Source organism: Crossiella sp. CA198, assembly GCF_052078295.1.
Taxonomy (GTDB): domain Bacteria; phylum Actinomycetota; class Actinomycetes; order Mycobacteriales; family Pseudonocardiaceae; genus Crossiella.
This window is the reverse complement of record NZ_JBQJIM010000011.1, coordinates 229167-250014: the sequence shown is the minus strand read 5'-3', so window position 1 is coordinate 250014 and position 20848 is coordinate 229167. Positions and strand designations below refer to the sequence as shown.

General features: G+C 71.8%; 21 protein-coding genes and 1 pseudogene. 11 read left to right on the top strand and 11 right to left on the bottom strand.

Annotated features, from left to right (window positions below; genetic code table 11):
- Positions 1 to 12: 12 nt before the first annotated feature.
- The 3 genes from ACTOWY_RS20355 to ACTOWY_RS20345 are packed head-to-tail and all read right to left on the bottom strand — an operon-like array spanning position 13 to position 4079.
- A complete protein-coding gene (locus ACTOWY_RS20355; RefSeq protein ID WP_441311221.1) occupies positions 13 to 1371 on the bottom strand; it encodes a carboxyl transferase domain-containing protein in 1359 nt (452 codons plus the stop codon).
- Complete coding sequence (locus ACTOWY_RS20350) at positions 1364 to 2815, bottom strand: acyl-CoA synthetase (protein WP_441311220.1); 1452 nt, start codon at positions 2813 to 2815, stop codon at positions 1364 to 1366. The genes ACTOWY_RS20355 and ACTOWY_RS20350 overlap by 8 nt, the downstream gene beginning before the upstream one ends.
- Positions 2816 to 2837: 22 nt before the next feature.
- Positions 2838 to 4079 (bottom strand): SLC13 family permease, encoded by a 1242-nt coding sequence (locus ACTOWY_RS20345; RefSeq protein WP_441311219.1) that lies wholly within the window; start codon positions 4077 to 4079, stop codon positions 2838 to 2840.
- Between the two features lie 104 nt (positions 4080 to 4183).
- On the opposite strand from ACTOWY_RS20345, the gene ACTOWY_RS20340 reads away from it, so the two are divergent.
- The 3 genes from ACTOWY_RS20340 to ACTOWY_RS20330 all read left to right on the top strand — a co-directional run bounded on the left by ACTOWY_RS20340 (position 4184) and on the right by ACTOWY_RS20330 (position 6198).
- A complete protein-coding gene (locus ACTOWY_RS20340; RefSeq protein WP_441311218.1) occupies positions 4184 to 4891 on the top strand; it encodes a FadR/GntR family transcriptional regulator in 708 nt (235 codons plus the stop codon).
- Between the two features lies 1 nt (position 4892).
- Positions 4893 to 5192 carry an ArsR/SmtB family transcription factor gene (locus ACTOWY_RS20335; protein WP_185003763.1) on the top strand — a complete coding sequence of 100 codons (300 nt, stop codon included), beginning with the start codon at positions 4893 to 4895 and terminating at the stop codon, positions 5190 to 5192.
- Between the two features lie 130 nt (positions 5193 to 5322).
- The gene (locus tag ACTOWY_RS20330) at positions 5323 to 6198 is read left to right on the top strand and encodes a TIGR03620 family F420-dependent LLM class oxidoreductase (protein WP_441311280.1); all 876 of its coding nucleotides are present in this window, start codon (positions 5323 to 5325) and stop codon (positions 6196 to 6198) included.
- Here the strand turns inward: ACTOWY_RS20330 and ACTOWY_RS20325 are convergent.
- Positions 6180 to 6557 carry a DUF4406 domain-containing protein gene (locus ACTOWY_RS20325; protein ID WP_441311217.1) on the bottom strand — a complete coding sequence of 126 codons (378 nt, stop codon included), beginning with the start codon at positions 6555 to 6557 and terminating at the stop codon, positions 6180 to 6182. The two genes, ACTOWY_RS20330 and ACTOWY_RS20325, sit on opposite strands and share 19 nt — an antisense overlap.
- Before the next feature lie 49 nt (positions 6558 to 6606).
- Here ACTOWY_RS20325 and ACTOWY_RS20320 point away from each other — a divergent pair, with 49 nt between their 5' ends.
- Positions 6607 to 7365 carry a DeoR/GlpR family DNA-binding transcription regulator gene (locus tag ACTOWY_RS20320; protein ID WP_441311216.1) on the top strand — a complete coding sequence of 253 codons (759 nt, stop codon included), beginning with the start codon at positions 6607 to 6609 and terminating at the stop codon, positions 7363 to 7365.
- A 193-nt stretch (positions 7366 to 7558) separates the two neighbouring features.
- Here the strand turns inward: ACTOWY_RS20320 and ACTOWY_RS20315 are convergent, their stop codons facing one another.
- Entirely contained in the window at positions 7559 to 8434 is an 876-nt protein-coding gene (locus ACTOWY_RS20315; RefSeq protein ID WP_441311215.1) for an alpha/beta fold hydrolase, read from the bottom strand.
- Positions 8435 to 8521: 87 nt separating this feature from the next.
- On the bottom strand, positions 8522 to 10108 hold the full coding sequence (locus tag ACTOWY_RS20310) for a flavin-containing monooxygenase (protein WP_441311214.1): 1587 nt from the start codon (positions 10106 to 10108) through the stop codon (positions 8522 to 8524).
- Between the two features lie 122 nt (positions 10109 to 10230).
- On the opposite strand from ACTOWY_RS20310, the gene ACTOWY_RS20305 reads away from it, so the two are divergent.
- Both ACTOWY_RS20305 and ACTOWY_RS20300 read left to right on the top strand, forming a co-directional pair.
- Positions 10231 to 10926, top strand: a complete 696-nt coding sequence (locus ACTOWY_RS20305) for a response regulator transcription factor (protein WP_247763547.1) — start codon at positions 10231 to 10233, stop codon at positions 10924 to 10926.
- Positions 10916 to 12673: a sensor histidine kinase gene (locus tag ACTOWY_RS20300; protein WP_441311213.1), complete on the top strand. Its 1758-nt coding sequence runs from the start codon at positions 10916 to 10918 to the stop codon at positions 12671 to 12673. The genes ACTOWY_RS20305 and ACTOWY_RS20300 overlap by 11 nt, the downstream gene beginning before the upstream one ends.
- Before the next feature lie 161 nt (positions 12674 to 12834).
- Here ACTOWY_RS20300 and ACTOWY_RS20295 read toward each other — a convergent pair.
- Positions 12835 to 12930 (bottom strand): annotated as a pseudogene (locus ACTOWY_RS20295) (S8 family serine peptidase); the annotation flags it as partial.
- Positions 12931 to 13330: 400 nt separating this feature from the next.
- Between ACTOWY_RS20295 and ACTOWY_RS20290 the strand changes: the two are divergent.
- Positions 13331 to 14344: a Gfo/Idh/MocA family protein gene (locus ACTOWY_RS20290; protein WP_441311212.1), complete on the top strand. Its 1014-nt coding sequence runs from the start codon at positions 13331 to 13333 to the stop codon at positions 14342 to 14344.
- A gap of 78 nt (positions 14345 to 14422) precedes the next feature.
- On the opposite strand, the gene ACTOWY_RS20285 is transcribed toward ACTOWY_RS20290, so the two are convergent.
- Together ACTOWY_RS20285 and ACTOWY_RS20280 are read right to left on the bottom strand one after the other, a co-directional pair.
- Positions 14423 to 15085 (bottom strand): anti-sigma factor family protein, encoded by a 663-nt coding sequence (locus ACTOWY_RS20285; protein ID WP_441311211.1) that lies wholly within the window; start codon positions 15083 to 15085, stop codon positions 14423 to 14425.
- Positions 15082 to 15666, bottom strand: coding sequence for a sigma-70 family RNA polymerase sigma factor (locus tag ACTOWY_RS20280; RefSeq protein ID WP_441311210.1), 585 nt, complete (start codon positions 15664 to 15666; stop codon positions 15082 to 15084). Before ACTOWY_RS20280 ends, ACTOWY_RS20285 begins: the two co-directional genes overlap by 4 nt.
- A gap of 187 nt (positions 15667 to 15853) precedes the next feature.
- Here ACTOWY_RS20280 and ACTOWY_RS20275 point away from each other — a divergent pair, with 187 nt between their 5' ends.
- Positions 15854 to 16930 carry a GDSL-type esterase/lipase family protein gene (locus ACTOWY_RS20275; protein WP_441311209.1) on the top strand — a complete coding sequence of 359 codons (1077 nt, stop codon included), beginning with the start codon at positions 15854 to 15856 and terminating at the stop codon, positions 16928 to 16930.
- Positions 16931 to 16935: 5 nt separating this feature from the next.
- Here ACTOWY_RS20275 and ACTOWY_RS20270 read toward each other — a convergent pair whose 3' ends face one another.
- Positions 16936 to 17601 (bottom strand): hypothetical protein, encoded by a 666-nt coding sequence (locus ACTOWY_RS20270; protein WP_441311208.1) that lies wholly within the window; start codon positions 17599 to 17601, stop codon positions 16936 to 16938.
- A 10-nt stretch (positions 17602 to 17611) separates the two neighbouring features.
- On the bottom strand, positions 17612 to 18859 hold the full coding sequence (locus ACTOWY_RS20265) for a multidrug effflux MFS transporter (RefSeq protein WP_441311207.1): 1248 nt from the start codon (positions 18857 to 18859) through the stop codon (positions 17612 to 17614).
- 57 nt (positions 18860 to 18916) lie between these two features.
- Between ACTOWY_RS20265 and ACTOWY_RS20260 the strand changes: the two genes are divergently transcribed.
- The 3 genes from ACTOWY_RS20260 (at position 18917) to ACTOWY_RS20250 (ending at position 20803) form a co-directional block, all read left to right on the top strand.
- Positions 18917 to 19405: a MarR family winged helix-turn-helix transcriptional regulator gene (locus ACTOWY_RS20260; protein ID WP_441311206.1), complete on the top strand. Its 489-nt coding sequence runs from the start codon at positions 18917 to 18919 to the stop codon at positions 19403 to 19405.
- Between the two features lie 130 nt (positions 19406 to 19535).
- Positions 19536 to 20483, top strand: a complete 948-nt coding sequence (locus tag ACTOWY_RS20255) for a LysR family transcriptional regulator (protein WP_441311205.1) — start codon at positions 19536 to 19538, stop codon at positions 20481 to 20483.
- 89 nt (positions 20484 to 20572) lie between these two features.
- Entirely contained in the window at positions 20573 to 20803 is a 231-nt protein-coding gene (locus ACTOWY_RS20250) for a hypothetical protein (protein WP_441311204.1), read from the top strand.
- Positions 20804 to 20848: the final 45 nt, after the last annotated feature.

The following is a 20848-nucleotide window of genomic DNA, read 5'->3' as shown; positions in this document are numbered from 1 at the left end:
GGCGCGCGCCGGTCAGTCGATGGGTTCCTCGCCCGCGATGCCGTGCACGATCCCCAGCTCAAGGAGGTCCTGCGGGCGCAGTCGCAGCTGGTTCGCGGTGTGCTCGACCTCGGCGGGCCCCCGCTTGAGGATCGCGGCCCCCAGTTCCGGCGCGATCACCGAGAAGTAGGCGTCCGGGGTGATCCACAGCCGGTCGGCCGAGGCCAGCGCGAGCGCGCCGCCGGAGCCGCCCTCGCCGATGACCAGGGTGGTGATCGGCACGTCCACCGCGGCCACCGCGCCGAACAGCTCAGCCAGCGCGCTGCCCACGCCGGCCTGTTCGGCCGCGGCGTCGTTGGCCGCGCCGGGGGTGTCGACCAGGGTGAGCACCGGCAGACGGAGCTGGTCGGCCAGCCGGATCAGGCGGGCGGCGGTGCGGAAACCGGCCGGGGTGTTGGCGGTGCCGGTCTGGGCGACGTAGGCCACGGTGGCGCCGTCGCGGCGGCCGAAGCCGCAGCGCATGCCGGGGTCGGCCCCGCCTGCCCGGTCGCCGCTGATCTCGAAGACGAGGTCGAAGTAGTCGTCCAGGTAGGCCTCGGCGCGGGGGCGTTGCACGGCGCGGGCGCGCTGGACCGCGGACCAGCCGTCGGCGGGCCAGTCCTGGCGGCCGAGCGCGCGCGGCACGGTGGCCGGTTGCACGGGGGCGGCGCCGGTGGGGGCGAGCAGTTCGACCACGTGCCGCAGGGTGTGCGGCAGGGTGGCCTGGTCCACCACCGCGTCGACCGCGCCCGCGGCGAGTTTGCCCTCGCTGCGGAACTCCGGCCCGTCCGCGCCGCCGGGCGGCTGGACCCGGTGACCACCGAAGGCGACGGTGGCCTCCCGCAGCGCCAGCACGATGTCCGCGCCCGCGCCCAGCGAGGCCCACACGCCGCCGGTGGTGGGCTCGCGCAGCACCGCGATGTGCGCCAGCCCCTCCCACCGGGTGAGCTGGAGCTGGCGGGCGATCCGCTGCAGCTGGAGCAGCGAGCGCATGCCCTCCTGCATCCGGCTGCCGCCGGTGGAGATCAGCGAGACCACCGGCCAGCGCAGCCTGCGGGCGATCTCGAAGGCCCGGCAGATCCGGGTGCCCGCGCGCTGACCGAGTGAGCCGCCGATGTAGCGGAAGTCGAAGGCGACCAGCACCACCGGCTGGTTGCCGATCTGTCCCTGCCCGCACACCACCGACTCGGACTCGCCGGACCGGGTGCGCGCGCGGGCCCGCTGCTCGGTGTAGCCGCTCCAGGTGAGCGGTCCGTCGCCGTAGTCGGCCTCCGGTCCGGTGTCGGCGAAGGAGAACTCGGCGAACTCGCTGGTGACCGCGGCGATGGCGGTCCGCGCACCCCCATCAGTCACCGGCAAGCGACCTCTTCATGATCTTTCCCATCTCGTTGCGCGGCAACCGGTCGAGGAACTGTACGCGGCGCGGGCGCTTGTGCGGAGCGAGCTGGGTCGCCACGAGGTTCACCAATTCTTCCGGCTGGGGATCGCGGCCGGGCACCGGCACGATCCAGGCGACGATGCGTTCGCCGAGATCGGGGTCGGGTTCGCCGGTGATCGCCACCTCGGCCACGTCCGGGTGCTCCAGCAGCACGTTCTCGATCTCCCCGGCGCCGATCTTGTAGCCGCCGCTCTTGATCAGGTCGGTGGCCTTGCGCCCGACCAGCCGGAGGTAGCCGTCGGCGGCGCGAGTGGCCACGTCACCGGTGCGGAACCAGCCGTCCCGGAAGGCCGCGGCGGTGGCGTCGGGCCGGTTGAGGTATTCCAGGAACAGGTTCGGGCCGCGTACCTCGACCTCGCCGACGGTGTCGTCGTCGCTGGTCGTCACGACCGTGCCCTGTTCGTCCACCAAGCGCACCTCGACCCCGTTCACCGCCGCCCCGACGGTACCGGGCCTGCGTTCGCCGTCCGCCCGGACGGCACAGTTCATCAGTGTTTCTGTCATGCCGTAACGCTCGACGACCTGGATCCCGGTGGCCGCGGTGATCCGCTGGTGGTCGCTGACCGGCAGCGCGGCCGAGCCGGAGACCAGCAGCCGGGCCTTGGCGATGGCCGCGGCCAGCTCCGGGTCGGCCTCCACGTCGGCGGCCAGCCGGTGGTACATGGTGGGCACGCCGAACATCATGGTGGCCCCGCCGGCCAGTTCGCGGGCGGCGGCCTCGGTGCTGTACCGGCCCAGGTGGCGCACGGATCCGCCCAGCCGCAGCGGGCCGAGGATGCCGATGATCAGCCCGTGCACGTGGAACAGCGGCAGGCCGTGCACCAGGGTGTCCGCGCTGGTCCAGGCCCAGGCGTCGGCGAGCCCGTCCAGGTTGCTGGCCAGCGCGCGCCGCGGCAGCACCACGCCCTTGGGCGGGCCGGTGGTGCCGGAGGTGTAGACGATCAGCGCGGGGGCTTCCGGGGCGGGTTCGGCGGGGAGTTCGCCCAGGGGTTCGGCGGCCAGCGCGACCGGGTCGACCTCGGCCCTGGGCAGCGCGGCCAATGCGGGTGGCAGGATGTCCTCTGCGGCGGCGAAGACCAGGTCAGGGCGGCTGTCGCCGAGGATGTGGCCGAGTTCCCGCTCCCCCGATCTGGGGTTGATCGGGATCACCGGGACCCCGGCGAGCAGGGCCCCGGTGACGGCCAGGCAGGTGTGCATCGAGTTGGTCGCCCACACCGCGACCCTGGTGGCCGGGGCCGCGGTCCTGGCCAGCGCGCCCGCCGCGGCGGCCAGCTGCACGTAGCTCAGCGCGAGGTCGCCGAACCGCACCGCCTCCCGGTCGGTGGGCTCGACCAGGGCGGGGAACAGCGGTGTGGACACGGGCGCCTCTTTCGTCGGTGGTTCAGTGCAGAGTGGGCACGACCAGGGTGAGCCACAGCAGCGGCGGGGCCGCCACCACGATGATGCCGCCATAGGCCATCAGCCGGCGGAACAGGCGTTCGCGCTCCTCCTCGGCCGAGTTGGCCAGCACGATCGCGCCGTTGGTGGAGAACGGGCTGACGTCGACCACGGTGGCCGAGACGGCGAGCGCGGCGATCATGCCGACCGGGCCCACCGTGCCCTCGGCCAGGAACGGCACGGCCAGGGGGATGGTGGCGCCGAGCAGGCCGACGGAGGAGGCGAAGGCGGAGACCACGGCGCCGATGTAGCAGAGCAGCAGCGCGGCCAGCAGTGGCGCGCCGACGTCCTTGACCGCGCCGGCGATGTAGGTGATGGCGCCGATCTTCTGCAGCACGCCGACGTAGGTGAGCACCCCGCAGATGAGCAGCACGGTGGGCCAGGTGATCTGACCGATCGCGCTCTGGTGGATCCGCGGGGAGAGCAGACCGAGCAGCACCGCGATGGTGATGGCGACCAGGCCAACGTCGAGGTTGAAGGCGAGGGTGAGCGCGACCAGCACGACCAGCCCTGCCAGGGTGAGCACCCGGTCCCGGTTGAGCCGGATCGGCTCCTGCTCGCCGTCGAGCGCGCCGGTGCCGCGGGCGAGCTTGAGTCCGCCGAGCACGAAGAAGGCGATCACCGCGATGATCAGGTTGGCGACCAGGCTGGCCAGGAACACCGCGACCGGGCTGCCGGGCAGGCCGTTCTTGTCCACCAGGCCGTTGACGATGGCGCCGTAGACGCTGATCGGGGAGAACCCGCCGGCCTGCGCGCCGTGCACGACCATGATGCCGATCAGCAGCGGGTTGATCTTGTACTTGGCAGCGAAGCCGAGGGCGATGGGCGCGACGATGGCCACCGCGGCGGGGCTGACCGCGCCGATCGCGGTGAGCAGCGCGGCGACCAGGAACATCACCCACGGGATGACCGCGAGCCTGCCCCGTGCCAGCCGGACCGCGGCCGCGACCAGCCAGTCCGTGGTGCCGTTGGCGCGGGCGATGGCGAACAGATAGGTGACCCCGACCAGCACCACGAAGATCCCGCCGGGGAACCCGGCCATGATCTCCTCGGTGGACAGGCCGCCGGCGAAGGTGCCGACCAGGAAGGCGGCCGCGAAGGCCAGCACCCCCATGTTGACCGACCACACCGAGGCCACCACGAAGATGGCGGCCAGCGCGAGAATCGAGATGATCTCTGCGGACAAGGTGGCTCCCGGGGCGCTAGATTGGCTCAGCCACTGAACCATCAGGCCACTCGCACGGTCAACTGCTACCGTTGCGGGCACTGTCCGCCGAGGGGGAAGTGCCGGTGTCCGACACCCTGCGTCCGATCAACCGCCCACGCCTGTATGAGCAGGTGGTGGCCAGTCTGCGCGACTATGTGGGCAGCGCGGGCCTGCGCGCGGGGGATCGACTTCCGCCCGAACGGGAACTGGCCGAACGGCTCGGCGTCAGCCGCGCTTCGGTGAAACAGGCGATCGTGGTGCTCGAGGTGCAGGGCCTGGTCGACGTCCGGCACGGCGGCGGCAGCTATCTACTGCACGACACCCTGGAGGCCGAACCGGTGGCCGCGCTGGTCGACCGCCGCCGCAGGCTGCCGGATGTCCTAGACGCCCGCGAGGCGCTGGAGACCAAGCTCGCCGAACTGGCCGCCGAACGCCGTACCGAGGACGACCTGGCCGAGATCGAATCGGCCCTGGCGCTGATGAGGCAGGAGATCGACGCGGGCGAGTACGGCCTGGCGGGCGACCGGCGGTTCCACGCGGCGATCACCGCGGCGGCCCGGAGTTCGCTGCTGGCCGAGTTCATGCGCATGATCGCCGACCAGATAGCGGAAAGCCGGACGGAATCACTGCGCCAGCAGGGCAGACCGGAGAAGTCCCTGGAGCAGCACTGGCGGATCGCGGCGGCCATCCGGGCCCAGGACGGGGCGGCGGCGAACGCGGCGATGCGGCGGCACGTGCGCACGGTCAGCCGGGTCCGGCTGTTGAGCTGGGAACCGGACGGCGAGGCCTGAGATGACCGACTCGGCACAGCTGGTCGAGGTGTTCAAGGCGCTGGCCAACCCAGTGCGGCTGCAGTTGCTGCAGTGGCTGCGCGAACCGGAACGGCACTTTCCGGAGATCAACGAGGTCGGGGTGTGCGTGAGCCACATCCAGGCCAAGATCGGGCTCGCCCAGTCAACGGTGTCGGCGTACCTGGCCTCGCTGGAACGCGCGGGGCTGGTGCGCTCGACCCGGGTCGGGAAGTGGACCCACTACCAGCGCGATGAGCAGCGGATTTCCCAGCTCATCGACGTGCTCGGCCACACCCTCTAGCCCCGATCCGCACCGTGTTCGCCGGATCCGCCGACCGTCATATCGAGAATCTGCGATACTTCGATTCGTCGATCAGAGAAGGCGGCCCCGGCCGCCAGGCAGGAGACGAACCGTGGGCAACATCGAGGGCATGGACCTGGGCCGCTTCGGCGTCTGGACGTTCGACTTCGAGGACCAGCCGGCCGGCCGGATGCGGGATGCGATCCAGGAGCTGGAAGCCCTGGGCTGGCCCGCGTTCTGGATCCCGGAACGGGACGGCCGGGAAGCGCTCACGCACGCCGGTTACCTGCTCTCGGTCACCGAGCGGATCACCGTGGTCAACGGCATCGCGCGGATCTTCTCCCGCGAACCCCGCTGGACCCGCGGCGCGGCCCTGCTGCTGGCCGACGCCTACCCGGACCGCCACCTGCTCGGCCTCGGCTTCGGCGGCGAACGCCCAGGTCAGCAGCCACTGCAGGCCATGCGCGACTACCTCGCCGAAATGGACGCCGTGACCAGCGCGAACCCACTCCCCCAGGCCCCGGCGCGCCGGATCCTGGCCGCCTACGGACCGAAGATGCTGGCACTGGCCCGCGACCGGTCCGCCGGCGCGCACACCTATCACGTGCCGGTGCGGCACACCGCGCAGGCGCGGGAGGTGCTGGGCGCGGCGCCGTTCCTCGGCGTCGAGCAGGCGGTGCTGTTCGAGCGCGATCCGGCCCGCGCCAGGGAGATCGCCCGCGAGCACCTGCACGTGTACCTGACCAGCAAGTACAACGTGGCCAAGTTCCTCCGCCTTGGCTACACCGAGGCGGACCTGGACGGCGGCCGGGGCAGCGACCGCCTCGTCGACGATCTGGTGATCTGGGGCGATCTGGACACCATCGCCGGCAAGCTGCACCACCACCTCGACGCCGGAGCTGATCATGTCGGCGTGCAGGTCATCGGCGTGCGACCCGGCGAGTCGGCGATGCCGCAGTGGCGCGCACTGGCCGGGGCGCTGCTGCCTCAGCCGGTGGCGCGGTAGCCGGGGATGTCCTCGATCCGGTGATAGACGGGCAGGCCACGCTGCTGCGCGATGGCCACGTCCTGGTCGGCGCCCTTGGATTCGCCGGGTAGCCGCAGCACCGCGTCGCAGTGGTGCAGCAGGCGGTCGGCGGTGGGGTACATGATCTCCTCGGCCACCGGGTCGGCCGGGCTGGTGCCGCCCGCGCCGCGCAGCACCGGCAGCGCGACCCATTCGCCGATCATCGGCAGGTGCCCGCTGCGGAAGATCGGCCAGGCCGCCTGCTCCAGGTCGCGCAGGTTGGCGGCCAGCTTGGCCGGGTCGTCGCCGGTGCCGGAACGATAGGGACCGGCGATCAGGATCAGCAGTGGTGTACTCATGGCAATCACGGTAACGTGCACAAGTCGGCAAAAACAAGGAGAAGTGTGCATGCTGAGCGCGCAACGTCGTGAGCTGCTGCTGGAGCGGTTGCGGAGCACCGGCCGGATCGTGGCCAAGGACCTCGCGGCCGAGCTGGGCACCTCCGAGGACACCATCCGCCGGGACCTGCGCGAGCTGGCCGCGGACGGGTTGTGCCAGCGGGTCTACGGCGGCGCGCTGCCGGTCAGCCCGGCCGTCGGCGACTACGCCACCAGGGAGAACGTGCAGGTCTCCGGCAAACAGCGGGTGGCAGCGCTGGCCGCGGCGCTGATCCGGCCGCACAGCACGGTGCTCCTGGACGGCGGCACCACGGCGCTCGCGGTGGCCCGGCGACTGCCCCTGGAGCTGGCCGCCACCGTGGTCACGCACAGCCCGACCGTGGCCGTGGCCTTCGTGGACCACCCACACGTCGAGGTGGTCCTGCTGGGCGGGCGGCTGTTCAAGCACTCCCTGGTCACCTGCGGCGCGGCCGCGGTCGAGGCGGCACTGGGCGTGCGTGCGGACCTGTTCCTGCTGGGGGTCACCGGGGTGCATCCGGAGGCCGGGCTGACCACCGGCGACGCCGACGAGGCCGCGATGAAGCGGACCCTGGCCGGGCAGGCCGCGGACACCTATGTGCTGGCCAGCTCGGAGAAGATCGGCGCGGCCTCGCCGTTCTCGGTGCTGTCGCTGACCAGGGTGGCCGGGATCGTCACCGACGCCCCGGCCACCGACCCGACCGTGCGCAGACTGACCGGACTCGGCGTCGATATCCTGCACGCGGACTAAAACGTGTAACAACGTGCATAGCGGTGACTCTGCGTAAACGGGGACTCTGAGTCCCTGGGACTCCCCGTCCCAGGGACTCAGAGTCCTCTGGTACTCGCCGCGAGACCGGGTGAGAGTGGCTGCCATGACCGCCACGACCTACCCCGACCAGCGACTCCGCTCAACCGACCGGCGCCCAGGCGACCGGCCCGGCTCAGGCCGCGCCGAGGAAGTCCGGGATCAACGGGAACAGCAGCGCCGGCTGGCTGGTCACCGTGGTGTGCTTGGTGGCGGGCAACACCGCCAGCCTCGACTTGGGCAGCCCTGTCACGTCCCCGTTCACCCCGCCGCCGAAGTGACCGAACAGCTCCACCGTGTGCGCGAGCCGGATGATGTCGGAGTCCCCGGCGATCAACAGCACCGGCGCGGTCACCGCGCGCAACTGCTCCGCGGTGATCCGAGGGAAGGCGCGCAGGTAGTTCTTGACCTTCTCCACCAGGCGCGGGAAGTCCTGCGGGCGTGGCGCGATACGCACGTACTCGGCGTAGTACGGCGACTGCATCAGGTGCTCGGGCTTGAGGTTCTCCATCGACTCGACCATGCCCGGGTGCATGCCGTCCAGGGTGTAGGCGACCGAGGCGAGCACCAGTGCGCGCACCTGGCCGGGATGGCGCAGGGCCAGCGACAGCGCGACGCCGGCGCCCATGCTGTAGCCGAAGACGTCGGCCTGGGGCACACCGATGGCACGCAGCAGCGCGGCGGCGTCATCGGCCATGCCCGGCAGGGTCAGCGGGCGGTCGATGTCGGCGGTGTGGCCGTGGCCCTGGAGTTCGACCGAGATGACCTTGCGGCCGCGGGCCAGCCGGGGCAGCAGCTCGGCGAAGGAGGTGCCGGTGGCCGAGAACGCGCCGTGCACCAGCACCAGCGGCACACCCCGGCCGTGCCCGTGCACCTCGTAGTACGACCGCAGTCCGTTGACCTCGACGTAGTGCCCGCGACCTGGCCCGGCGGCCGGTTCGGCGCCGACCGGCTGGGCCGCGCCCGCGACGAGCAGGGCGGCCGCGGTGACCGCGGTGATGATCTTGCGCATGGGTTCCTCCCGGTGTCTGTTCGCACCCCCGCGTCGAACGGGACGGCGGTGATTCGACACACCGGCGGGAGAACTTCGCCGGGTTTCTCAGGACAGGCGCAGGCCCCGGTAGCCGTCGGCGGCGATCTGCTCGCACAGCGCCCGGTAATGGTGGAACCCGCCCGCGTACGGCATGAACACCCGCGGTTTGCCGGGCACGTTCGCGCCCAGGTACCAGGAGTCGGCCAGCGGGTACAGGGTGGCCCCGGCCGCGATGGCGACCTGCTCGTTCCATTCCCGCTCGGCCGCGGGCTCCGCCTCGGCCCGGCGCAGGCCGTGTTCGCGCAGGTGGGTGAGCAGGCCGGTGACCCAGTCCACGTGCTGTTCGGCGGCCAGGATGACGTTGGCCAGCACCGAGGGACTGCCCGCGCCGGCGAGCACGTAGAGGTTGGGGAACCCGGTGACCGTCACGCCCAGGTAGGTGCTGGGCCCGGCCGCCCAGTGCTCGGCCAGCGGCAGGCCGTGCTCGCCGCGGATGTCCAGCCGCAGCAGCGCGCCGGTCAGCGCGTCGTAGCCGGTGGCCAGCACCAGCACGTCCAGGTCGTGTTCCTGCCCGCCGGCCTGCACCGCGTGCGGCAGCACCCGTGCCAGGGGATGTTCGCGCAGGTCGACCAGGGTGACGTTGTCCCGGTTGAAGGTCTGGAAGTAGCCATCGTCCACGCAGGGCCGTTTGGTGCCCACCGGGTGCGAGTCGGGGGTGAGCGCCTTGGCGGTGGCCGGGTCGTCCACCAGCCCGGCGATCTTGGCGTGCAGGAACTCGGCCGCGGTGGCGTTCGCGGTCTCGTCCAGGATCAGGTCCTGGTAGCTGAAGAAGAACCCGAGCCCGCCCTCCCGCCAGCGCTGCTCGTACAGCGCGGTGCGCTCGGCCGCGGAGTCCGCCAGCGCGGCGGGCCGGGTCTCGATCGGTATCCCGGCGTGGGTGGTCAGCGCCTGGGCCCGCAGCGCGCCGTAACCCTCCTGGATCTGCCGCCACTCCGCCTCGGTGAACCGCCGGTGCTGGGCGGGCACCGAGTAGTTCGCGGTGCGCTGGAACACGGTCAGGTGCGCGGCGGTCCTGGCCAGTTCCGGGATGGCCTGGATGCCGGAGGAACCGGTGCCGATCACGCCGACCCGCTGCCCGGCCAGGTCCACCGGCCCGGCTGGCCAGTCACCGGTATGCAGCACCCGGCCGGTGAAGCTGTCCAGGCCGGGCAGTTCGGGCACCCGGGCGGCGGACAGGCTGCCGACCGCGGCCACCAGGTGCCGGGCCCGCAGCCGCTCGCCGGTGTCGGTGCGCACCACCCAGTCCTCGCCCTCGCGGGCGGCGCCGGTGACCCGCACGCCGAAGGTGATGTCGCGGCGCAGGTCGAAGCGGTCGGCCACGTGCCGGGCGTAGGCCAGGATCTCCGCCTGGGTGGCGAAGCGCTCCGACCAGGTCCACTCGCGCTGCAGGTCCTCGTCGAAGGAGTAGGAGTAGTAGACGCTGGTGATGTCGCAGCGCGCGCCCGGGTAGCGGTTCCAGTACCAGGTGCCGCCGACATCCCGCGCCGCCTCGATCACGCGCACCCGGAAGCCTGCCCCCCGCAGCCGGTGCAGTGCGTACATCCCGGCGAACCCAGCGCCGATCACGATGACGTCGTGCTCCGCAGTCCCCATGAGATCCAGGCTGCCGAAGACCGCGGGCGATCACCAGGGGTGTTCGGGTGAGTTGTGAAGAAGCTGTCAGGCCCACCCGGGGAGTTCCTGGCGCCCGGCCCGCGCCGCCTATGGTCGAGGGTGTGTGCGCGTTTGTGCTGGTGGCCGAGGACGATGTCAAGCAGGCGGACATCCTGCGCCGCTACCTCGAACAGGAGGGCCACGCGGTGACCGTGGTGCACGACGGCGCCAGCGCGCTGGAGGTCGCCCGCACCCGCGGCCCGGACCTGGTGGTGCTGGACGTGATGATGCCGCTGCTGGACGGTCTGGACGTGTGCCGGTTGCTGCGCCGGGACTCCCAGGTGCCGGTGCTGATGCTCACCGCCCGCTCCACCGAGGACGATCTGCTGCTCGGCCTGGACCTGGGCGCCGACGACTACCTCACCAAGCCGTACAGCCCGCGCGAGCTGATGGCCCGGATCCGGACCCTGTTGCGCCGCACCAGATCCACCGCCGAGGACCACGTGCTGCGGGCCGGCGCGGTCACCGTGGACCCGCGCAGGCACGAGGCGTTTGTGGACGGTCGCCCGGTGGAGTGCACGGCCGGGGAGTTCGCGCTGCTCACCGTGCTCGCCGAACAGCCGGGCCGGGTGTTCACCCGGCAACAGCTGCTGGAGCGCACCAAGGGCTACGACAAGTTCATCACCGAGCGGATCATCGATGTGCACGTGATGAACCTGCGCAAGAAGATCGAGGCCGACCCGCGCCGTCCCGCGCACCTGCTGACGGTCTACCGGGTCGGCTACAAGCTCACCGACGGCGGTCGCGATGCGCCGTAGCGGCCGGGTCCGCCCGTACCGGAGCCTGCTGGTCAAGCTGCTGGCCAGTTCGGTGCTGATCGCGGTGGTCGCGGTCGGGCTGACCATCTGGCTGACCGCGACCACCACCAGCGAGGCGATCCGGCAGGAACAGGGCCAGGTGCTGGCCGATGACGCCAGCATCTATGACGGTCTGGTCGGCTACGCCGCCACCCACCCGGACTGGACCGGCGCCGGGCCGCTGATCCACGAGCTGGCCGGGCGCACCGGCAGGCGGATCGCGATCACCGACCAGGAACGGCTGATCCTGGCCGATTCCGCCGCGCCCGGCACCCCGCTGCCCGCCCGCACCGCGGCGGTGGTGGACCCGCTGCACCTGGATCCCGCGCTGTCCCCGCGCGCGGCCGACGGTCCGATCGACTCGCGTGCGCTCGGGCCGTACCGGCTCACCGAGGAGGAGCGGGAGACCTCCCAGCAGCTCGCGGACAAGCAGCGCGACTGCCTGCAGGGGCTCGGCGTGCCTGCCGAGATCGTGCGGCGGCCCAACGGCCGGGCCGAGCCCAGGACGGCCAACCCGGTGCAGCCCATGGTGAAACCGGGCGCCTGCCTGTCGGACTGGGTCAGCGGCACCGAGCAGCGGGCCGTGGATGAGCTGACCCGCCTGGCCAAGCCCTGCCTGGAGCGGCAGGGCCAGCCCCGGGTCCGGCTGGACGAGAACCTGGTCCTCTACGGCGCCAAGGGTGATCCGGAGGTGATCCGGACCTGTGTGGACAATGCCCGCCGCGAGCAGTTGCAGCCGCATGTGGCGCCGGCCGCGCTGCTGTTCGTGGGCAGCCAGGCCGATCCGCGGGCACTGCCCGATCCGGTGCGGGTGGACACCAGGCGCCTGCTGGGCCTGGGTTTGCTGGTGCTGCTGCTCACCATCGGCGTTACCGCCCTGGTCGGCGGGCGGCTGGTCCGCCCGCTGCGGCTGCTCACCGAGGCGGCCTCGGCGCCGGCGGACGGCCACCGGCGGGTGCCGGTGACCACCAGGGACGAGATCGGGGTGCTGGCCACCGCCTTCAACGACCTGTCCGAGCGGCGGCAACGCGTTGAGGAGCAACGCAAGGCCATGGTCAGCGATATCGCGCACGAGCTGCGCACCCCGCTCACCACCATCCGCAGCGGTCTGGAGGCCGCCCAGGACGGCGTGGCCCAGCCCGATGAGGCCTGGCTGTCCTCCCAGCTGGAGGAGGTGCTGTTGCTGCAACACATCATCGACGACCTCCAGGACCTGGCCGCCGCCGACGCGGGCGCGTTCCGATTACACCCGGAGCCGGTGGCGGTCGCCGACCTGCTCGACCAGGTGGCCGCGGCCCACCGTGCCCGCGCCGAGCAGTCCGGCATCGCCTTGCGCACCACCGTGACCGGCGATCCCGAACTGCACGCCGACCCGGTGCGCCTGCGCCAGCTGGTCGGCAACCTGGTCGCCAACGCCGTGCGGCACACCCCCGTGGGCGGCACGGTCACCCTGGCCGGCCAGACCGAGGGCGCCGAGGTGGTGCTCACGGTGACCGACACCGGCTCCGGCATCGAGGCTGACGACCTGCCCTTCGTCTTCGACCGCTTCTGGCGGGCGGAGAAGTCCCGCAACCGGGGCACCGGCGGCAGCGGGCTGGGCCTGGCCATCGTCCGGCAGCTGGCCGAGGCGCACGGCGGCACCGTGTCCGCGACCAGCACCCCCGGCGTGGCCACGGTGTTCACCCTCCGCCTCCCGGCCGAAGGCTGAACCCCCGGCAGGCGCCGAGGGCGGCACGCGGGGTGCAGGTGCGTCACCGGGGTCTCGCCGCGCGGCGGCACGGTAGTCGTGGTGACGGCGAGCTTGGCCAGGGCCGGACCAAGGGCGCCCACGCAGGCGGCGAAGAAATCGTTGGCGCGCAACGGTTTCGCCGAGTTGACCAGGTCGGCTTCGCATTGTTCGCCGGTCCAGTCCGGACGCCGCTGGGCGAGCAGCGCGGCGCCGCCCGCCACGCGCGGACTGGCCATCAAGGTGTCCGCCACCAACAACCCGCCGCGGGCATTCAGCCACACCTCGGCACCGCAGCACCCCGGGCCGCTGACCCCGCCCAGGACCGCCAGAAGTCAGCGACACCGGTCTCCAGACCGTCCACAGTGGACAATCCGGTCTCCGTCAGCGGCCGGTCCTGGCCGGATCGGCGTCGTCGGACGGCGGCGCGGGCGCTGGTGACCAGGTTGACCGGATGGGGGGTGCCGCCAGGTGGGGCCGGCGTGGGCGGGCGGCGGCCTGAGTCAGGACGAGCCGGGTGGGTACGGTGCGTGGTCGTGGGGGCGTGGGTGCCTGCTCTCGGTCACGATGTCGCGCTCGGTGTTGTCCGGGTGGGCCGGGCGCGTTCACAGACTCCCCCGACTGGGGTACAAGTGGGGCGTGCCCGAGAAACCACCACTGCGGTTCGGCGTGCTCGGCGCGGCCCGCATCGCCCCGTCCGCCCTGATCACGCCCGCCCGTGACCTGCCGGCGGCGGAGGTGGTCGCCGTCGCGGCGCGGGATGAGCAGCGGGCGCGGAAGTTCGCGCGCAGGCACGGGATCGAGCGGGTGCACACCGGTTACCAGGACCTCATCGAGGATCCGGGGTTGGACGCGGTGTACATCCCGCTGCCCAACAGCTTGCACGGGCGGTGGACCATGGCCGCGCTCACGGCGGGCAAGCACGTGTTGTGCGAGAAGCCGTTCACGGCCAACGCGGCCGAGGCGCGCCTGGTCGCCGGGGCCGCGCTCGGCAGTGGGCTGGTGGTCATGGAGGCCTTCCACTACCGCTACCACCCGCTGTTCCGGCGGGCGGTGGAGATCGTCGCCAGTGGTGAGCTGGGCGTGGTCAGCCACATCGAGACCGCGTTGTGTTTCCCGCTGCCCAGGTTCTCCGACATCCGCTACCGCTTCGACCTGGCGGGCGGCGCGCTGATGGACGCGGGCTGCTACGCCGTGCACATGGCCCGCACCCTGGGCCTGGCCGCGGCCGAGGGCGAACCCGAGGTGGTCGCGGCCCAGCCCAGGATGCGGGGCGAGGACGTGGACCGGGCCATGCGGGCCGACCTGCGGTTCCCGGCCGGGCACACCGGGCGGGTGCACTGCTCGCTGTGGTCGAGGTCGTTGTTGCGGATCTCGGCCTCGGTCCGCGGCGACCGCGGTGAGCTGCGCATCCTCAACCCGATCCTGCCGCAGGCGGTGCACCGGCTGACCGTGCGCGCCGGCGGCCACCGCCGGGTGGAGCGCTTCGACAAGCGCGGCAGCTACTCCTACCAGCTGGAGGCGTTCACCACGGCCGTGCGCGACGGCGGCCCGGTGCTGACCCCGCCAGCCGACTCGGTGGCCACCATGGCCGTGATCGACGCGATCTACACCGCGGCCGGACTGCCGCCGCGGGTCGCCGACGCCACCTGAGCCCGCCCGGACCTCCGAGTCCGACCAGAAATCCGAGTCTGACCAGAAATCCGGGCCCGGCCAGAAATCCGGGCCCGCCTAGAAATCGGCCGCCAGCACGGTGGCGCCGGTCGCGTCCAGCACCCGGAAACCGGTGGCCTCGGTGCGCAGCACGGCGCTGTTGAGGTTGCAGCGGATCTCGCCGGGGCCGTTGCCGACGAACTCCCCGGCCGCGTGGTCGGCGCCGCGCCGGTCGGTCACCACCACCCGGTAGCCCGCACCCTGCTCGAATCCGCGGGCGGTCAGCTTGATCTCGGTGCCCCAGGTGTGCGGCACCAGGTTCGCGCTGGCCGCGACCCGGGTGGCGAGTTGTCGCACCGCCACCGATTCCAGCGGGATCGGGGCCCGGGTGGCGCGGAGCAGGTCGGCGGCGCCGTAGCCGATGGCGGTGCCGGCCAGCACGGCCAGGGTGACGCCGATGCCGAGGCGGGCCGAGCGGCGTTTGACCGTGCGGCGTTCGGCGCGGATGCGGCCCAGCACCGCCTCGCCGAGGCCCGGCGGGACCGCGGGTTCGTCGGTGACCCGGTCCGGGTCGACCTCGGCCAGTGCCTCGGCCACCGGGATCAGTTCGGCCACCTCGGCGCGGCAGTCCGCGCAGAAGTCCAGATGTGCTTGCAGGGCAACGCATTCGGGTTCGTCCAGTCTACCTAGGACGTAGGCGCCGAGCTGCGCGCGCAGCACCTGGTGCGACTCACCGTTCACGGTTCCACGCCCATCTCCTCCATGGCCAGGTGCAGTGCCTTCAGGGCGTAGAAGATCCGGCTGCGCAGCACGCCGGCGGGCACGCCGACCTCGGCCGCCAGCTCGTGGCAGGGCCGTCCGCGCAGGTAGGCCTCGATCAGCACCGCGCGATGCGGGGCGGACAGGCGGCGCAGCGCCTCCTCGACCAGCCAGCGGTCCAGCATCGACTCGGCCAGGCCCGGCTCGGCGAGCAGCGTGGGCAGGCCGGGTCCGGTGGGCTGACCCACCCGCCGGCCCGCCAGCCGTCGGGTCTGGTCCATGACCACCGTGCGGGCGATGGCGAACAGCCACACCCGCAGGCCGGCCACCTCCGGATCGAACCGGTCCGCGGACCGCCAGGCCCGCAGGAACACCTCCTGCACCGCCTCCTGCGCCGTCCCCTCGTCCCGGAGCTGACGCAAGGCGAAGCGGTACAACTCGGGGCCGTGCGCGGCGTAGGCCGCCCGCAGCCCGGCATCGGCGCTGAGGTCGGTGGCGAGCCCGCCCGCGGCGGCGGTCCTGCCCCGTCGAAACCCAGCGCTGCGTCCAACGGTGAAATCCATTGAATCCCCTTGTGCCGTCGCCGGTGTCTACGAATCCCGGGCCGGGGCCGTTCACCGATGCCACACAAATGGACGTATTCGTGACATTCGGTGAACCGGCAGGCCAGTCCGGCTCGTAGCGACGGACCGGAAGATTCGGTTGACGGTTCCCGACCGCCGGGACGCCGGAATCCTTAGACTGGTCCTGATGCGTCGTTTGCGTTCCCCACTCCTCGTCCTCGTGCTGGTGATCCCCCTGGTAGGGCTGCTGTTGCTGATCAGTGACGGCCCCGCCCCCCGGCTGCCTGCGCCACCGGAGGACGCGCCCAAGGCCATCGTGGCCCTGGGCGACAGCACGCTGTCCGGGGAAGGCGCAGGCGACTACGAGCCGGGCACCGACGGCGACACCGGCGCGGGCAACTGGTGTCACCGGTCCACCAAGGCGATGATCAACAAACTGTCGGTGCCGGATATCGCCAGGACCTTCAACCTGGCCTGTTCCGGGGCGCGGGCGGCGAACCTGGTGGACAAGCCGCAGCACGACGAGGGCCCGCAGGTGCCCAAGCTGCTGGAGATCGCCCGGCAGTTCCGGATCGCCGCGATCGTGGTGCAGATCGGCGCGAACGACGAGCCCGGGTTCAGCTCGGTGGTCAAGGAATGCGCGGAGGCCTGGTTCAAATCCAGCGCCAAGGGCTGTTCCGGACCGCTGACCACGAGCTGGGGCGAGCGGGTGGACAAGATGGTGCCCAAGGTGGCCGCGGCGTTGCGGATGATCCGCGATGGCATGCGGGAGAACGGGTATCCGGACGCGAGTTACCAACTGGTGGTGCAGTCCTACGCGGCTCCGGTGGGGCGGGCCGTGGTGCACAGCCTGCGCAACCTGGGCGGCTGCCCGTTCCAGAGCGGGGACCTGGAATGGGTGCAGGACAAGGCCGTTGGCGAACTGGCCGCCGGGTTGCGGGCGGCGGCGGCCACCGTGGACGCGCGGTTCCTGGACCTGTCCCGGGCCGGCGCGGGCCGGGAGGCCTGTTCGACGAGTGGGAATGGCGCCGGGGAGTGGTTCACCCGGTTGACCGTGCGCTGGAAGGACCTCGGCGACGAACAGCGGTCCGCGCACGCCATCCAGGAATCCTTCCATCCCAACGCGGCCGGGCACGAGCAGTTCGCCCGCTGCCTGAGCGCCTTCCTGGCCACCACCGACCGGGCCGCGGCCTGTGTGGCGGATCCGGCCAGGAACCTGGTGCCGGTGGCGGGTGCGGCCACCGCGGCGCGGGCGGCGCGGTAACGCCGCTAGTACGGCAGGGTCAGGGCTTCCGCGCCGTCCACATCCGTGCGGATGCGGGCCCAGGAATCGTCGGTGAAATGCAGCCGCACCTGGCGGGTGGCCGGGCCGACCGCGAGCTGACGACAGCGTTCCACCCGCAGCAGTTCGGTCCGCGGCGCCTCGAACTCGAACTCCAGCACCGCGTCCTCCGGGCGTTCGTGCAACGGCGGGCGGCCGATGTCCTCCTGCAACCCGCTGGCCACATCGCGCATCAACCGGCCCACCCCGCGCAGCACCTTGCCCACCGAACGCTGCCGCACCAGGCGTTGCGCGGTCGGGCTCACGATCGGTTCAGCCCGGATGGCGGTGTCCCTGATCCGGATCACCGCGATCCGCGCCACGCCCAGCGCCAGCCAGCACGCCTCCGGCGCCTGCACCGCCCGGTACAACCGCACGCCAAGGCTGTCCGGCTGCCTGGCGTGCACCGCCGCGCCGCGACCGGCCGCGATGTCGTCATCGGACCAGGTGGCCGCGCCGGTGGAGCGGGCGGCCGGGATGCCGTGCGGGTCCAGGCCTTTGACGTGGAATCTGCCGGCGGGCAGGGCTTCGGCGCAGGCCAGTGCCTTGAGACGTTCGCCGCCGAGCCAGTCCCGGCCGAGCAGCGCGAGAGCCAGGTTGTGGTTCCACTGCACGAATCGGATGCTAGGCGGCGAGGGCCTTCTTGGCGGCGGGACGCGCCACGAAGAAGTACATCGCGAACGCGGCGACACCCATCAGCGCCATCGCGGCGGCCATCGGCACCGCGCTGCCCTGTCCCGCCAGACCCACCAGCGGCGCGGTGAGTCCGCCGATGACGAACTGCACCGAACCCAGCAACGCCGAGGCCGCGCCTGCCGCCTCGGGGTGGTCGGCCATGGCCAGGGTGGCGGTGGTCGGCAGGATCAGGCCGATGCTGGCGATCATCAGGAACAGCGGGATGAGGAAGCCGATCAGGCCGAGTTCGACGCCACCGAGTAGCGCCACCGCCAGCAACGCCAGCCCGGCCAGCGAGACCGCCTGGACGCCGATGCCGAGCAGGGTGCGCGAGTGCACCCGGTGCGCCAGCCTGCCGTTGACCTGGGCCACCGCCACGACGCCGATCGCGTTGACGCCGAAGATGAGGCTGTAGATCTGCGGGGACGCCCCGTACAGCTCCTGGATGACGAACGGCGAGCCGGAGATGTAGGCGAACATCGCGGCCATGCTCAGCCCGGAGGTGAGCACGTAGCCGACGAAGGCCCGGTCCCGCAGCAGGGTGCCGATCGAGCGGAAGGTCTGGGTCAGTCCGCCGCCCTGCCGCCGTTCGACGGGCAGGGTTTCCCGCAGGCCGAGCAGTCCGGCCAGGAACAGCACCACCGAGAAGGCGGCCAGCACCACGAAGACGCCGTGCCAGTCGGCGATCCTGAGCAGCTGGCCGCCGAGGATCGGGGCCAGGATCGGGGCCAGGCCGGAGATCAGCATCAGGTTGGAGTAGAACCTGGCCGCGGCGGCCCCGGAGTAGAGGTCCCGGACGATCGCGCGGGCGATCACGATCCCGGCCGCGCCCGCCACGCCCTGCAGGAAGCGCAGGCCCACGAACAGGCCGATGTGGTCGGCGAACACGCAGGCCACCGAGGTCAGCGCGTACACCGCGAGCCCGCCGAGCAGCGGCCTGCGACGGCCAAGGATGTCGCTGAGCGGGCCGATCACCAGCTGCCCCAGCGCCAGGCCGATCAGGCAGGCGGTCAGGGTGAGCTGGACCTGGCTGGCGGTGCCGCCCAGGTCGGCGGCGATCCGCGGGAACGCGGGCAGGTACATGTCAATGGTGAGCGGGCCGAAGGCGGTACAGCCCCCGAGTAACACCGCCAGGAAGGCGGTGGCGGCCCTGGACCCGGCTGTCGACGGCGGTGCGGCGGTGTGCGCGTCAAGCACGGAACTCTCCCCAGTTCGTTACCTCTGCGAAGGATCTATCCCGGTTAAGATACGGGAATGCCCGCGCCGGGGAAACGTGATTCCGCCCGCTCCACCGACAGCCGCACACAACTGGCCGACGACCTCTTCGCCGTGCTGCCGCGACTGCGGATGGCCGTGCTGCGCAACACCCGGCGGCACTTCCCGCACCCGCCGCTGCCCGAGGCCCAGGCCAACCTGCTGCGCACGGTCGCGGCCAGCCCCGGCCTGACCGTGCGCGAGGCCGCGCGGACCCTGCAACTGGCCGCGAACACGGTGAGCACCCTGGTGGCCGCGCTCGGCGCCGAGGACCTCCTGGAACGGCGGACCTGTCCGAAGGACCGGCGCAGCGCCCGGTTGCACCCGACCGAACTGGCCCTGGGGCGACTGGCCGAGTTCGACGGGCACCGCCGCCGGGTGGTGGCCGCGGCGATGTCCCGGATGTCCGCAGCCGAACTGGACACCCTCCAGGACTCCTTGCCTGCCTTGGGACGGCTCATCGCCGAACTCGACGACCAGGAAGAGTGATTCATGCAAACCGTTGCCACGAAACAGAACTGGCGCTGTCTCGACAACTGAACAAAACAGTATTGGCCAATCACGGCCCTCAGTCGTTTGCGCCTTTCCACCGGGCCGTTCGGGTCCATACGATGGCGGCATGGACCTGGAGGTCCGTCACCTGCGGATGCTGTGCGCGATCGCCGAGGCCGGCAGCATGACCAAGGCGGCCGCGGTGCTCGGGCTGTCCCAACCCACGTTGACCCGCCAGGTGCAACGCCTGGAACGCTTCATGGGCGGACCGCTGTTCGTCCGCGAACGCGATGGCGTGCGACCGACCGCGCTGGGCGAGTTCATCCTGGTCCGCGCCAACTCCGTGCTGCCGGTGCTGGACGGCCTCGGCCCCGCCCGGACCCAGGCCGAGGACGAGGAACTGCGCGAGATCCGCATCGGCGTGCGCCCGGGACCACTGCTGCCGAGCCTGGTGCGCGGTCTGTCCACACTGCACCCCGCAGCCGAACTGCGCACCGAGGAAGGCCCGTCCTCGCACGCGGTCGCCGAGGTCCTGGACAGCGGACGCCTCGATGTCGCGCTGCTCAACGAGTGCGACGGATACGAACTGCGCCGACGGCCCGGTCTGGTCTACCACGTGGTGGTGGTCGAACCGGTGTTCGTCCGGCTCGCCTCCGGCCACCCCCTGGCCGCCCAGTGCGAGGTCAGCCTGGGCGATCTGGCCGGTGAGGACTGGGCCACGCCCTCGCCGTGCGGCAACAACGACGACGAGTCCATCTACGCCGCCTGCGGCCGGGCCGGTTTCGTGCCGCGCATCCGGCACCGGGTGGACCTGCCGCAGGCCGATGAGCTGGTCCGCAGCCAGCAGGCGGTGCTGTTGTGCCCGCCGCTGTCGGATCCGCCCGGCGGCACGGTGAACCGGCCGTTGCGGGACACCCCGCTGCGCACCACCCGGCTGCTGGTGCACCACCGCGAGGGCGCGATCGCCCGCCAGTCCGACAAACTGCAGCGCTTCCTGGCCGAGGACTACGCCGAGCAGGTCGAGTACCACCCCGTCTACGCCTACTGGCTGGACCGGCACGGCTCGCTGTCCTGAAGGTTAAGGACAGGTGGCGAGGGGGCATACGCGGAAGCTATGGCCTGCTGACATTACCCAACAGTTGTGATTTGGCGCACTGTACTGTTATGTCACCTCGCTACTGGGACCTCAAACGGCAGATCGAGGACTACCGGCACGTGGCCAGGCAGCTCCCCCTGTATCAGCCGGACAATGACACTGACCTGCACTATTTCCGCCAGTTCGGCGGCCCGCTGGCCGCCCCCAGCCCGTTCGACTCCCTGTTCCTGAACCGGACCGCGCAGGCCCTAGCCCGCCCGCTGGCGTTGCGCAATCTGACCCACGGCGCCCCTGGTTGACCTTGGCTGGCGACCGCCCTCGCCACCTGACAGGGTGAGTGGACG